The following is a 13213-nucleotide window of genomic DNA, read 5'->3' on the forward strand; positions in this document are numbered from 1 at the left end:
ATTATTATTTTTTCTTTCAATCTATACATAGATGATATAACTGATATAGTAGTTGAAGAGAATTTCACCTCGTCTGAACCCCTGCCACTGCGTGTGTCGGGGCTGCTTTTACTGCGGATGGAACGCCATGAAACTACAGCAACTTCGTTATATCGTAGAGGTGGTAAATCACAACCTCAACGTCTCGTCGACGGCAGAAGGGCTTTACACTTCTCAGCCGGGGATCAGTAAACAAGTTCGTATGTTGGAGGACGAACTGGGGATTCAGATCTTTGCGCGTAGCGGCAAGCACCTGACTCAGGTGACGCCTGCCGGGCAGGAGATTATTCGAATTGCCCGCGAAGTGCTCTCAAAAGTGGATGCTATTAAATCTGTCGCCGGTGAGCACACCTGGCCGGACAAAGGTTCGCTGTACGTCGCCACAACTCATACACAGGCTCGTTATGCGCTGCCAAATGTGATTAAAGGGTTTATCGAGCGCTACCCGCGTGTCTCGCTGCATATGCACCAGGGGTCACCAACACAAATTGCTGAAGCAGTGTCTAAAGGCAATGCCGATTTTGCGATAGCGACCGAAGCTTTACATCTTTATGATGATTTAGTGATGTTGCCTTGCTATCACTGGAACCGCTCGATTGTTGTCACGCCTGATCATCCTCTAGCATCAAAAGAGTCCGTCTCTATTGAAGAGCTGGCGCAATATCCGCTGGTTACCTACACCTTTGGTTTCACCGGGCGTTCTGAATTAGATACGGCATTTAATCGTGCGGGACTAACACCACGTATCGTGTTCACAGCAACTGATGCTGATGTGATTAAAACTTACGTGCGCCTGGGATTAGGGGTCGGGGTTATTGCCAGCATGGCGGTGGACCCGGTATCAGACCCTGATTTGGTGCGTATTGAAGCCCAGGGCGTATTTAGCCACAGCACCACTAAAATTGGTTTCCGCCGTAGCACGTTCTTGCGCAGTTACATGTATGATTTCATTCAGCGTTTTGCCCCGCATCTGACTCGTGATGTGGTTGATACCGCTGTAGCATTAAAATCTAACGAAGATATTGAAGCGATGTTTAAAGATATTAAATTACCAGCAAAATAATATCGCGAGGTATCTTTCCATGCGCGAAAGATACCTCTTCTCATTTGCATAAAGAATATGATTTACCTCTCGCCATATTTATTCCCTTCTTGAAACTCTCATTTCCCACATAATATAAGTGGTTAATCTGTCTCAATTAAGAGACAAACGTAGATAATAAATAACCACTGCGCAAATTTAGTGTTTCAATTATTTATTTCAGGTCAAAAGATTAAATATTTTCCTGCAACTGGAAAGCAATTTCGCTGGCTTTTGTACTAGAGTTTCTTTAGGATTAATCCCAGCTGGCGATTAATTATACCGATTGTTTAATGATTTATGATAAGTGGTGCCGATTGTATGAGGTTAGCAATGCCTTCAGGAAGTGAAGAACCGCAAAAGGAAACAGGGCTTAAGCGTAAAGCCTGGATGGCGGTGTTTCTCGTATCAGGTCTGTTCTGGCTCGTTGTCGCGTTGGCAGCCTGGCATTTTTGGGGGTAATTATGACAACCCTTGCTCAAACAAAAGTGCAAAAAAGTGTACGTCAGCAAGATGACAAGCTGCAGAAAGAAGCAAAATCTGGTGAAGTTCAGGTTCCTGAGTCGTGGCAGTTGACTCAACAACAAAAAGAATTTATCGATCTGTTTTCAACAGACGAACATATAGAACAATAAGAGTTATTTTTATTTACCTTTATTTAACTTGCGGTCAATCACACTTTTTTATTATATGTGATTAACACCTCACTCTTTAAGTAATCACTACACACAGCAATATTCAAGCAGACTGATTAATTATTCAGTCATAGTGTTTACCAAAAATAAAGAGAGTGGATTATGGATACTCACTGTAGTGCCAAATACTGGTCATGGCTTAGCGTATTTTCCGTTTCGTTTGCATTTTGGGCCCACATGGTCTGGATGCTTACTCACTAATTATTCCAACACCCCGGTCTCCTCCGGGGTGTAATCAAATCTCTCTTCTGTCTTTACACAACCCAATTTATCAATTTGGGTTGTTATCAAATCGTTACGACATCTTTGTGTTATCTTTAATACTGTCCCTGATCTTAGTCAGGGATACCGCTATCCTAAGAAATTTACGGAGGAGCTATGTCGTTAACCCTACGAGAGGCCAGTAAGGATACTTTACAGGCGCTAAATAAAACCTATCACTATTACAGCTTGCCGCTGGCCGCAAAGGAACTTGGGGATATCACTCGGTTACCCAAGTCATTGAAAGTTCTGCTTGAAAACCTGCTGCGCTGGCAGGATGAAGACTCCGTCACTCAGGATGATATTCATGCCCTGGCCGCATGGCTGAAGAATGCTCATGCCGATCGTGAAATTGCTTATCGCCCCGCGCGTGTTCTGATGCAAGATTTTACTGGCGTACCGGCAGTGGTTGATTTAGCCGCCATGCGTGAAGCCGTAAAACGTCTGGGCGGAGATGTTGCCAAAGTTAATCCTCTTTCTCCTGTTGACCTCGTTATTGACCACTCCGTGACTGTCGATCATTTCGGTAATGATGATGCTTTTGAAGAAAACGTTCGCCTGGAAATGGAACGTAATCATGAGCGATATGTTTTCCTGCGCTGGGGCCAACAAGCATTTAGTCGTTTTAGTGTGGTACCACCAGGAACTGGAATCTGCCACCAGGTCAATCTGGAATATCTTGGAAAAGCAGTATGGAGCGAAATGCAGGGTGATGAGCTGGTAGCTTATCCAGACACGCTGGTGGGCACCGATTCACACACCACGATGATCAACGGCCTTGGTGTTCTGGGCTGGGGAGTGGGCGGTATAGAAGCGGAAGCTGCCATGCTGGGTCAGCCTGTTTCGATGCTGATCCCGGATGTTGTCGGTTTTAAACTTAACGGCAAATTGCGGGAGGGCATTACTGCGACGGACCTCGTACTCACCGTTACGCAAATGCTCCGTAAACACGGTGTGGTTGGTAAATTCGTTGAATTCTATGGTGATGGTCTGGACTCATTGCCACTGGCCGATCGCGCAACCATCGCCAATATGGCACCAGAATATGGTGCAACCTGCGGTTTCTTCCCGATTGATGCCGTTACGCTGGATTACATGCGCCTGAGCGGGCGCAGTGAAGAGCAAATAGCACTGGTGGAAGCCTATGCTAAGGTTCAGGGTATGTGGCGTAATACGGGCGATGAACCCGTATTTACCAGCACACTGGCCCTGGATATGGATGAGGTTGAAGCTAGCCTCGCCGGGCCGAAACGCCCACAGGATCGTGTTGCACTGGGTGACGTGCCGAAAGCCTTTAGTGCTAGTAATGAGCTTGAAGTAAATAGCAGCCAGAAAGATCGCGCACCCGTGGATTACACCATGGGTGGGAAGAGCTATCAGCTGCCAGATGGGGCGGTGGTTATTTCGGCGATTACGTCTTGTACTAACACTTCAAACCCAAGCGTTCTGATGGCGGCGGGCTTGCTGGCTAAAAAAGCCGTGACCTTAGGTTTAAAACGCCAGCCGTGGGTAAAAGCTTCACTGGCACCAGGCTCTAAGGTTGTTTCGGATTATCTGGCAAAAGCGAAACTTACTCCTTATCTCGATGAATTAGGTTTTAACCTGGTTGGTTATGGCTGCACCACCTGTATTGGTAACTCCGGGCCGTTGCCTGACCCCATCGAACAGGCAATTAAGAAGGGAGATCTGACTGTTGGTGCCGTGTTGTCAGGAAACCGTAACTTCGAAGGGCGTATTCACCCGCTGGTGAAAACTAACTGGCTGGCATCGCCACCGTTAGTGGTGGCTTATGCCCTTGCCGGAAATATGAACGTTAATCTGACCACCGACCCACTTGGGTATGACCGCAAAGGTGATCCTGTTTACCTCAAAGATATTTGGCCGAGCAGCCAGGAAATCGCCCGTGCAGTCGCACAGGTATCAACGGAGATGTTCCATAAAGAGTACGCTGAAGTCTTTGAGGGAACACCAGAATGGCAAAGTATCGAAGTAGACCATTCAGATACTTACGGTTGGCAGAGTGATTCTACTTATATTCGTCTGTCGCCATTCTTTGATGATATGGAAGCTACGCCGAAACCATTGCAGGACATTCATGGTGCCCGCGTGCTGGCCATGCTGGGAGATTCAGTAACTACTGACCACATTTCACCAGCCGGAAGTATTAAGCCTGATAGCCCAGCAGGGCGTTATCTACAAAACCATGGTGTTGAGCGCAAAGATTTTAACTCCTACGGGTCGCGTAGGGGTAACCACGAAGTGATGATGCGCGGGACTTTCGCCAACATTCGCATCCGTAACGAAATGGTGCCTGGTGTTGAAGGGGGAATGACGCGTTTGCTACCTGGCGATGAAGTCATCTCAATTTATGACGCTGCAATGAAATATCGCGACAAAGGCATTCCGCTCGCGGTGTTTGCCGGTAAAGAGTATGGCTCCGGTTCCAGCCGTGACTGGGCGGCAAAAGGCCCGCGTCTGCTTGGGGTGCGAGTGGTTATCGCTGAGTCATTTGAGCGCATCCACCGTTCAAACTTGATTGGCATGGGTATTTTGCCACTGGAGTTCCCACAGGGAGTGACACGTAAAACGTTAGGACTGACCGGTGAGGAGTTTATTGATATCAGCGGGCTCAACGATCTGACGCCAGGCGCTACGGTTCCGGTGATATTAACCTTTGCCGATGGTAGAAAAGAGGTGGTGGAGTGCCGCTGCCGTATTGATACCGGCAATGAACTAACGTACTTCAAAAATGATGGCATTCTGCATTACGTTATTCGCAACATGCTAAATTAGACAAAAATCTCCCCCAGCGATGGGGGAGAAATCTCTTAATCTTCAGATAGCAAATGGCCCATTTTGGCGGCCTTAGTATCCAGGTAATGCGCGTTTTTCGGATTACGGCCGACAATCAGCGGCACACGTTCAACGATATTAATTCCCGCTTCACTGAGAATTTCTACCTTGCGTGGGTTATTAGTCAACAACCGTACAGCATCAACACTTAATAGCTTAAACATGTCAGCACACAGCGTGAAGTCACGTTCATCGGCGGCAAAGCCGAGCTGGTGGTTGGCTTCGACCGTATCGTAGCCTTTATCCTGCAATGCATAGGCGCGGATTTTGTTAAGCAGACCAATGTTACGGCCTTCTTGACGGTGATATAACAAAATACCGCGGCCTTCTTCTGCAATCTGGGAAAGAGCTGCTTCAAGCTGGAAACCGCAATCGCAGCGCAGGCTGAATAGGGCATCTCCCGTCAGACACTCAGAATGTACTCGCGCCAGAACAGAATCATTCCCGCTAATATCACCAAAAACCAGAGCAACGTGGTCTTGTCCAGTTGCCAGTTCTTCAAAGCCCACCATCAGGAAATCGCCCCATGGGGTTGGCAGTTTGGCTTCTGCCACACGTTTAAGCTGCATGTGATTCTCCAGGTACTTATGTTGGCACTCATCGCGCCTGCCAGCTGTCTGGCTTGTTTAATTACTTCTGGCTATTTTGCCACAACGGCGGGTACTTCACCTAATTGACTGCCACGGCTCCTATTTTTACGCTTTGCGTTACTCTACGTTTTCCCATCGGTGCGCTTTTTCAGGTATTCTTGATATTCAAATTGCATAAGGATAAGTGATGCGGGCAATAGCAAAGCGAACGACAATGGGTGCCGGAATACTGTTAATCATGCCTTTAGCCGTATGGATTTCGGGGTGGCAGTGGGTTCCTGGTGGAAATAGTGTCTGGCTTAAAATGATGTATTGGGTGACCGAAACCGTAACCCAGCCCTGGGGCATTATTACTCATGTTTTGCTGTGCGGTTGGTTTTTATGGTGCCTGAGGTTTCGCTTAAAAGCAGCACTGATGCTATTTGCCATACTCGGTGCGGCTATCCTTATTGGGCAGGGCGTTAAATCTGTCATCAAAGATAAAGTGCAGGAACCGCGTCCGTTTGTTGTGTGGCTGGAAAAAACGCAACATATTCCAACTGATGAGTTCTACAATTTAAAGCGTAAGCAGCGTAGCGAACTGGTAAAAAACCAGCTTGAAACGCAACAGGAAGTCCCGGGTTGGTTACGTAAACACTGGCAAAAAGAGACCGGTTTTGCGTTTCCGTCAGGGCACACGATGTTTGCGGCAAGTTGGGCCTTATTGGGTGTTGGATTGTTGTGGCCTCGCAGGCGAACTTTGACAATTGCTTTGCTGTTAGTTTGGGCAACAGGTGTAATGGGCAGCCGGTTGCTTCTCGGGATGCATTGGCCACGGGATTTAGTGGTAGCCACAATCATCTCCTGGGCGTTGATAACATTGGCAACCTGGCTTGCTCAAAAATTATGCGGCCCGCTTTCACCGCCGCCGCAAGAAGCTGATGAAATAGCCGAACGGGATGATGAGCCTTGAGATTATTGATTTAATCCCCATTTCTTATGAATTGGACGCTCTCTATTGATTCCCCGAACACCCGGGAAATGGTAGTTTATACCGTTGGGTAAAAGCATTCGGGCATAATTTAGTCGCGTAAGACCACATGACGGGAAGTAATGTGAAATACTTATTCATTTTCTTACTGGTGCTAGCGATTTTTGTGATTTCTGTCACTTTGGGCGCGCAAAACGATCAGGTAGTTAATTTCAACTATCTGTTGGCACAAGGCGAATACCGTGTCTCCACTTTGTTGGCGACTCTTTTTGCTGCGGGTTTTTTACTGGGCTGGCTGATTTGTGGCCTGTTCTGGTTGCGCCTGCGGGTATCACTTGCGCGCGCCGATCGTAAAATTAAACGCCTGGAGCAGCAAATTACTACAGAATCTGATGTAACTGCGGCTGTTGTACCGGCTGTGAAGGAATAACCTGCCATGCTGGAATTGTTGTTTCTGCTACTTCCTATTGCTGCCGCCTACGGCTGGTACATGGGGCGAAGAAGCGCACAACAAGATAAACAACAAGAGGCTAATCGCCTGTCGCGTGACTACGTGGCGGGGGTTAACTTCTTGCTGTCAAACCAGCAAGATAAAGCTGTTGATCTTTTCCTCGATATGCTCAAGGAAGATACCAGTACCGTTGAAGCCCACCTTACGCTTGGTAACCTGTTCCGCTCTCGTGGTGAAGTCGACCGCGCTATCCGTATCCACCAGTCTTTAATGGAAAGTGCTTCACTAACCTACGAGCAGCGTTTGCTGGCTGTACAGCAGTTGGGCCGTGATTATATGGCGGCGGGATTGTACGACCGCGCTGAAGATATGTTTGCCCAGTTGATCGATGAAACTGACTTCCGAATTGGCGCGTTGCAACAATTGTTGCTGATTCACCAGGCAACCAGCGATTGGCAAAAAGCTATTGAAGTAGCAGAACGTTTGGTCAAGCTCGGGAAAGATAAACAGCGTACTGAAATTGCCCACTTCTATTGTGAGCAGGCGGTGCAATTGATGGGGAGCGACGACCTTGATCGAGCCATGTCGCTGCTTAAGAAAGGGGCTGCTGCCGATAAAAATTGTGCGCGCATATCTATCATGATGGGCCGCATCTTCATGGCTCGTAACGAATATGCAAAAGCTGTTGAGACATTGCAGCGCGTTATTGATCAAGATAGCGAATTAGTCAGCGAAACGCTGGAAATGCTACAGACCTGCTATCTGCAATTAAATAAACCACAAGAGTGGGAAGCGTTCTTAAAACGCTGTGTTGAAGAAAACACCGGAGCAGGTGCAGAGTTGATGCTGGCTGAGATTCTCGAACATAAAGAGGGGTCTGAAGTCGCGCAAGTTTATATCAACCGCCAGCTCCAGCGTCATCCCACTATGCGTGTGTTCCATCGCCTGATGGATTACCACTTGCAGGAAGCAGAAGAGGGGCGTGCAAAAGAGAGCCTGATGGTGCTTCGTGACATGGTTGGTGAACAGGTTCGTACTAAACCGCGCTATCGTTGTCAGAAATGTGGCTTCACGGCTTTTACTCTTTATTGGCATTGTCCTTCTTGCCGGGCATGGTCAACGATTAAACCTATCCGCGGCCTGGATGGGCAGTAACCGGTATTTATAAAAAAAAGAGATATTTTAGTTACAACATACTAGTGATCTTTCTTATAAAACTCACCTCTGCATCGAGTTAATTATGCCTCGCAGGGTGTAATGGAAACTGTAATTTTGTGTGTACCACGAGTAGAATGCTTGCCGTTTATCTCTTTGCGGCGCAGTGCTGTCCAACATCAGAAGGTTTAGCCATGAATTCAACTGCATCATCATCCTCCCGTGTTGCCACCGATTCTCCTATTGTCGTCGCACTTGATTACGATAATCGTGATAAAGCCTTAGCATTCATCGATCGCATCGACCCACGTGATTGCCGTCTAAAAGTGGGCAAAGAGATGTTTACTCTGTTTGGACCGCAACTGGTGCGAGATATTCAGGCGCGTGGTTTTGACGTATTTCTCGATCTGAAATTTCACGATATTCCGAATACGACGGCACATGCAGTTGCCGCTGCGGCAGAACTCGGTGTCTGGATGGTGAACGTTCATGCCAGCGGTGGAGCACGTATGATGATGGCTGCACGTGAAGCTCTGCTGCCATTTGGCAACGATGCGCCATTACTGATTGCTGTGACTGTTTTGACCAGCATGGAAGCAAGCGATCTGGCCGATCTCGGCATTGCTGCCACTCCAGCCGAACACGCTGAGCGTCTGGCCCGTTTGACACAAAATTGTGGATTAGATGGTGTGGTTTGTTCTGCTCAGGAAGCTGTGCGTTTTAAGAACGAATTGGGCCAATCATTTAAGCTCGTTACACCAGGCATTCGCCCGGTTGGAAGCGATGCAGGCGATCAGCGCCGCATCATGACTCCGCAGCAAGCACAAACGGCAGGTGTAGACTTCATGGTAATTGGGCGCCCAATCACCCAATCTGCAAATCCTTCTCAGACGCTGCGTGATATCCGCGCTTCATTGCTGCAAGGTGAATGATGAAAGACGATAACAGCCGTTTAGTTTACTCAACTGAAACAGGTCGCATTGATGAGCCTGCATCGGCTCCCGTTCGCCCAAAAGGTGATGGGGTAGTACGGATCCAACGACAAACCAGTGGCCGTAAAGGCAAAGGTGTTTGTTTGATCACCGGTATTGATGCGGATGATGCTGAACTTGCCACATTAGCTGCTGAACTTAAGAAAAAATGTGGTTGTGGTGGTTCGCTAAAAGATGGTGTTATTGAGATTCAGGGTGATAAACGCGATCTGATTAAATCGCTGCTGGAAGCTAAAGGTATGAAGGTAAAATTAGCAGGTGGTTGATTCGTTTAAGATATAATACAAATAATCAGGCCACGGTAAATATACCGTGGCCTTTTATTATGACTGCTGAAAGTCAGACCTGAATATTAAAGATTTTATAATTTATAAAAGAATTTACGCTTTTGCTGGTATCAAGCTTTATTTACCTACTTGATGACCGATAATACCACCTACAGCTGCACCACCTAACGTGCCCAATGCACTACCGTCAGTTAAGACAGCGCCACCAACAGCGCCGGCACCTGCGCCAATCGCTGTATTACGGTCACGTTTGGACCAGTTGGAGCAGGCGCTCAGAGATGTAGCAACGGTTAAAGCCAGCACAACGGCAGCAATTTTTTTGTTATTTAAGGTCATAATACTTTCTCCTGAATTATTGATTCACGGAAATAGTCTCTGAGTAAGTATAGTGGTAATTAACCAACTTAAAGAGCGTTCCGCGAAACTGCATGACGATATAAGACCTAAAAGATAACCACAGTGATTGTCACTTCCTGTTATATCGCTGATAAATATTCTAATTTGTATTGGAAATAACAATAGGTAAATAATCTTAAAGGATAGGCAGGATAATTCTGATAAGAGAACTGCCTGCTGGGCCGCAGGCAGCTAAAAAGATTCTCAGGCGATCGGGAATTGTTTAACAATATTCACCTGTATCCCTGTGTCCTGCAATTGTTGACTAGCGACTCCGCTAAGCGCATCGTCTGTAATGACGCGGTTAATGTGCGAGATCGGGCCGAGAGTGTATGGGTGCATAGCACCAAATTTAGAGCTATCAGTCAGTACAATAGTTTCACTACCTTTTTCTAGCACGGTGTTAACCACATCAGCGCGCATCATGTCGCGGCTGGTAAATCCGGTTTCCGGTAAAAAGCCGTCGATACCGATAAATGCTTTGCTGAAGTGCACTTGCTGGATAAATTGCCGCGTCAGAGGGCCAACCATGCTTTCACTTTTCTTCTGGTAAATGCCACCAAGCAACACAACTTCACAATCGGTATCTTTCAAAAGATGCGCAATGTAGCTGCTGACGGTAATCAGGGTGATTTTTTTCTGCTCGGCTAACGCGCGAGCCAGCAGTGCATTGCAACTGCCATTTTCGATAAAAATTGTTTCACCATCGTTTACCAATGTTGCGGCAAAATCAGCAAGATGACGTTTCAACGAATAATTGTTCATCATTCGGGTTTCGACATCTTCACTATCTAGCGGAACGGCATAACCGTGAGCACGTTTCAGGTAACTTTTCTTCTCCAGGAGATTGAGATCATGGCGAATGGTTACCTCTGAAACACCGGTTTTTTTTGAAAGATCGGCCACACTCATGCGGCCTTGATCAATCACCATCTGTAAAATAATTTGTTGTCTGGAGTTCATGTCAGCCAATTGTTAGGCGGCGCATGATGCACCGCCGGTATTATCAAAGTGTATGTTCAGTACGGGCTATAATATCATCCTGCGCGTCTGGAGATAAGGCAGTAAAGAAAGCAGAATAACCTGCTACGCGCACCACCAGGTCACGATACTTATCAGGATGTTGTTTGGCATCAATCAGTGTTTCACGGGAAACAATGTTGTATTGAACATGCCAGCCCTTATGCGCTTCAAAGAAAGTACGCAGCATTAGCATTAATTTTTCACGATCGCGTGGGTTATCTAATGTTGCCGGATTCAGCTTCTGGTTAAGCAACACGCCGCCCAAAATCTTACTGGTTGGCAATTTGCCGACGGAGCTAATAACCGCTGTTGGGCCAAGACGGTCGGTGCCTGAAGCCGGGCTTGCACCTTCTGCCAGTGGCGTTGTTGCTTTGCGCCCATCAGGTGTTGCCATAGTTGCAGCACCAAACGGTACGTTCGCTGATATCGATGAAGTACCCGCATAGTAAGTTCCGCCGATAGGGCCACGGCCAAAACGAGTATTGTGATACTGCTTCAACTCGTCAATATAGGTTTGGTAAGCTCGAGCTAACAGTAAATCAACCTCATCTTCATCGTTGCCATATTTTGGCGCGCCATTTATCAGACGCTGGCGTAGCTGTTCACCTGTCAAACCCTCAAAGTCATTGGCCAGTGCTTCAGCAAGCTGTTGTTGGCCAATCGCTCCTTGTTCGAACACCAATTTTTTAACTGCTGCAAGGCTGTTTCCAAGGTTGGCAATACCGACTTGCAGGCCAGAAACCCAGTCATATTTTGCGCCACCTTGCTTAATGCTTTTACCACGCTCAATGCAGTCATCCACAAGGGCTGAGCACAGAATGTCGTGAGCATTTTCTTCCAGGACCGTATCCACAACACACTCAATTTCTATGGATTTCTGGGTGTAATACCGAATTTGATCATCCCAGGCATTCATCACCTGATCAAACTGTGTGAAGTTCCCTGCTGAGAGTGCATGTTCTTGCGGCAGGAAAACTTTACCGCTGGTAGCATCGTGACCATGTTCGAGTGCAGCCAGCATGACCCGGGCAAAATTAATGAAACTCATACCAGTGCAGCGGTATCCCCATTTGCCGCCAACAGCTGTTTCGATACAGCCAATTGCTGCATAGTCGTACGCATCTTCACGACTGACACCAAGTTTAATGAACTCTTCAATCACGATTTCATCGTTGTTAAATGCAGGCATCCCGAAACCACAGCGAATCACCTGAACGCAGGCATCAAGGAAGTCATTACTCATTCCAGCATGATAACGCACACTCAAGTTCGGCTGCGTTGAGCGTAACTGCCCACATGATTCAAGGATGGCGTATGAAAGTGGATTCACCGCATCTACAGCTTCACCATTAACCAGTGTCTGGCCACCAATGGTGACGTTTTGATAAAGCGGGCTGCCGGCAGAGGCTTTGGAGTGAGAACCAGAGCGGATTTTGTTCACTTCCAAAAGTTTCAACCAACAGCTTTGCAGGAGTTCGATAGCCTGGTCGCGACCTAAGGTTTGTTCAAGTTCGACATCACGGCGATACCACGGATAGAGGAATTGATCGAGGCGGCCAAAAGATACGGAGTGACCGTTAGATTCTATCTGCAATACCAGCTGTATGAAGTAGCTCAACTGCAAAGCTTGCCAGAATGAGGTTGGTTTATGATGAGCAATGTGTTCGCAGTTTTCAGCAATGGCTAGCAGCTCATCACGGCGTGCCACACGTGACTCTGTGCTCGCCATATCTTTGGCAAGCGCCGCGTAGCGTAGGATATGCTCGCTTAGTGCAACGAAAGTAATATCAATAGCTTTCAGGAATTGCTCTTTGTGCAGCTCTTCCCAGTCGGTCAGATGTAGACGCGAACGACGTTCGGCTACTTTTGCACGTAAACCATCAATGCCTAATTCCAGCAACAGTGGGAAGTTGACCGCGAGATGCGCATCGCCTGAAGTCATATTTCCTTCGGCTTTAATGATGCCACTCGCCAGTAACTCCTTTTGCTCGTCGGTGAACATTCCGTAGCAGCGATCCTGCACGGTTTGCCCACGCCACCATGGGCAAATTTCATGCATCACCGCTTTATCAGCATCTGAAATTGAGAAACCAGCACCAGGGCGGTCACCCAACTCATCAATTTCAGTTTCAATCCATCCCACGGTGTACTCAGGGAAGAATGGTGCCCCGCGAACGTGGCTTGCCTGGTTACCAACGATCAGTTCATCGTGCTTAATCCAGATAGTGCGCTCAGCAAGGTGGTGGGCGAGCGCGAGAGCGCGGCGCACAGGTAATGGTTTATCCTGATGCTGTTGATAAATCGCTGTGTAATGTTGCGCACGCTCAGTACAAACTGGTGGCTTAACGATATGAATCAACGCTTCTTTATGGTCTTTGATTCGTTGGCTTAAGGTGTTCAGGTTCAGTTGGGTCATCGGT

Annotated in this window: 14 protein-coding genes; 10 read left to right on the forward strand and 4 right to left on the reverse strand. The window is 47.4% G+C overall.

The window, feature by feature from the left end:
• The first annotated feature begins 127 nt into the window (after window positions 1–127).
• The 5 genes from cysB (at window position 128) to acnA (ending at window position 4869) form a co-directional block, all read left to right on the forward strand.
• Window positions 128–1102, forward strand: a complete 975-nt coding sequence (gene cysB / locus LVQ76_RS04500) for an HTH-type transcriptional regulator CysB (RefSeq protein ID WP_064511628.1) — start codon at window positions 128–130, stop codon at window positions 1100–1102.
• A 318-nt stretch (window positions 1103–1420) separates the two neighbouring features.
• The gene (locus LVQ76_RS04505) at window positions 1421–1582 is read left to right on the forward strand and encodes a YmiA family putative membrane protein (RefSeq protein WP_074388631.1); all 162 of its coding nucleotides are present in this window, start codon (window positions 1421–1423) and stop codon (window positions 1580–1582) included.
• A gap of 2 nt (window positions 1583–1584) precedes the next feature.
• Window positions 1585–1755 carry a YciX family protein gene (locus tag LVQ76_RS04510; RefSeq protein ID WP_232863633.1) on the forward strand — a complete coding sequence of 57 codons (171 nt, stop codon included), beginning with the start codon at window positions 1585–1587 and terminating at the stop codon, window positions 1753–1755.
• 162 nt (window positions 1756–1917) lie between these two features.
• Complete coding sequence (gene ymiC / locus LVQ76_RS22320; RefSeq protein WP_279586320.1) at window positions 1918–2016, forward strand: small membrane protein YmiC; 99 nt, start codon at window positions 1918–1920, stop codon at window positions 2014–2016.
• Between the two features lie 177 nt (window positions 2017–2193).
• Window positions 2194–4869, forward strand: coding sequence for an aconitate hydratase AcnA (acnA, locus tag LVQ76_RS04515; RefSeq protein ID WP_232921092.1), 2676 nt, complete (start codon window positions 2194–2196; stop codon window positions 4867–4869).
• Window positions 4870–4904: 35 nt separating this feature from the next.
• Here the strand turns inward: acnA and ribA are convergent, their stop codons facing one another.
• Entirely contained in the window at window positions 4905–5498 is a 594-nt protein-coding gene (gene ribA / locus LVQ76_RS04520; RefSeq protein WP_034455434.1) for a GTP cyclohydrolase II, read from the reverse strand.
• Window positions 5499–5706: 208 nt separating this feature from the next.
• Between ribA and pgpB the strand changes: the two genes are divergently transcribed.
• From pgpB to yciH, 5 genes are all read left to right on the forward strand, one after another.
• On the forward strand, window positions 5707–6471 hold the full coding sequence (gene pgpB, locus LVQ76_RS04525; RefSeq protein WP_232863635.1) for a phosphatidylglycerophosphatase B: 765 nt from the start codon (window positions 5707–5709) through the stop codon (window positions 6469–6471).
• Between the two features lie 142 nt (window positions 6472–6613).
• Window positions 6614–6919, forward strand: coding sequence for a LapA family protein (locus LVQ76_RS04530; RefSeq protein ID WP_151993611.1), 306 nt, complete (start codon window positions 6614–6616; stop codon window positions 6917–6919).
• Window positions 6920–6925: 6 nt separating this feature from the next.
• Entirely contained in the window at window positions 6926–8095 is a 1170-nt protein-coding gene (gene lapB, locus LVQ76_RS04535) for a lipopolysaccharide assembly protein LapB (RefSeq protein WP_151993610.1), read from the forward strand.
• Window positions 8096–8289: 194 nt separating this feature from the next.
• Window positions 8290–9027, forward strand: a complete 738-nt coding sequence (gene pyrF, locus LVQ76_RS04540; RefSeq protein ID WP_232921093.1) for an orotidine-5'-phosphate decarboxylase — start codon at window positions 8290–8292, stop codon at window positions 9025–9027.
• Window positions 9027–9353, forward strand: coding sequence for a stress response translation initiation inhibitor YciH (yciH, locus tag LVQ76_RS04545; protein ID WP_151993608.1), 327 nt, complete (start codon window positions 9027–9029; stop codon window positions 9351–9353). Before pyrF ends, yciH begins: the two co-directional genes overlap by 1 nt.
• 138 nt (window positions 9354–9491) lie before the next feature.
• On the opposite strand, the gene osmB is transcribed toward yciH, so the two are convergent.
• From osmB to LVQ76_RS04560, 3 genes are all read right to left on the reverse strand, one after another.
• Window positions 9492–9710: an osmotically-inducible lipoprotein OsmB gene (gene osmB / locus LVQ76_RS04550; RefSeq protein ID WP_034455440.1), complete on the reverse strand. Its 219-nt coding sequence runs from the start codon at window positions 9708–9710 to the stop codon at window positions 9492–9494.
• 264 nt (window positions 9711–9974) lie between these two features.
• Window positions 9975–10733: a DNA-binding transcriptional regulator YciT gene (gene yciT / locus LVQ76_RS04555; RefSeq protein ID WP_232863637.1), complete on the reverse strand. Its 759-nt coding sequence runs from the start codon at window positions 10731–10733 to the stop codon at window positions 9975–9977.
• Between the two features lie 43 nt (window positions 10734–10776).
• Window positions 10777–13209, reverse strand: coding sequence for a formate C-acetyltransferase/glycerol dehydratase family glycyl radical enzyme (locus tag LVQ76_RS04560; protein WP_232921094.1), 2433 nt, complete (start codon window positions 13207–13209; stop codon window positions 10777–10779).
• Window positions 13210–13213 lie beyond the last annotated feature (4 nt).

Source organism: Buttiauxella cochleicola (genome assembly GCF_021283185.1).
Lineage (GTDB): Bacteria > Pseudomonadota > Gammaproteobacteria > Enterobacterales > Enterobacteriaceae > Buttiauxella > Buttiauxella massiliensis.

Excerpts from the sequence above, each read along its gene's own strand:
- osmB (WP_034455440.1), bottom strand. The coding sequence starts at position 9,710 with ATGACCTTAAATAACAAAAAAATTGCTGCCGTTGTGCTGGCTTTAACC.
- cysB (WP_064511628.1), top strand. The coding sequence starts at position 128 with ATGAAACTACAGCAACTTCGTTATATCGTAGAGGTGGTAAATCACAAC.
- pgpB (WP_232863635.1), top strand. The coding sequence starts at position 5,707 with ATGCGGGCAATAGCAAAGCGAACGACAATGGGTGCCGGAATACTGTTA.
- LVQ76_RS04510 (WP_232863633.1), top strand. The coding sequence starts at position 1,585 with ATGACAACCCTTGCTCAAACAAAAGTGCAAAAAAGTGTACGTCAGCAA.
- acnA (WP_232921092.1), top strand. The coding sequence starts at position 2,194 with ATGTCGTTAACCCTACGAGAGGCCAGTAAGGATACTTTACAGGCGCTA.
- lapB (WP_151993610.1), top strand. The coding sequence starts at position 6,926 with ATGCTGGAATTGTTGTTTCTGCTACTTCCTATTGCTGCCGCCTACGGC.
- LVQ76_RS04505 (WP_074388631.1), top strand. The coding sequence starts at position 1,421 with ATGATAAGTGGTGCCGATTGTATGAGGTTAGCAATGCCTTCAGGAAGT.
- yciH (WP_151993608.1), top strand. The coding sequence starts at position 9,027 with ATGAAAGACGATAACAGCCGTTTAGTTTACTCAACTGAAACAGGTCGC.
- pyrF (WP_232921093.1), top strand. The coding sequence starts at position 8,290 with ATGAATTCAACTGCATCATCATCCTCCCGTGTTGCCACCGATTCTCCT.
- ymiC (WP_279586320.1), top strand. The coding sequence starts at position 1,918 with ATGGATACTCACTGTAGTGCCAAATACTGGTCATGGCTTAGCGTATTT.
- ribA (WP_034455434.1), bottom strand. The coding sequence starts at position 5,498 with ATGCAGCTTAAACGTGTGGCAGAAGCCAAACTGCCAACCCCATGGGGC.
- yciT (WP_232863637.1), bottom strand. The coding sequence starts at position 10,733 with ATGAACTCCAGACAACAAATTATTTTACAGATGGTGATTGATCAAGGC.
- LVQ76_RS04560 (WP_232921094.1), bottom strand. The coding sequence starts at position 13,209 with ATGACCCAACTGAACCTGAACACCTTAAGCCAACGAATCAAAGACCAT.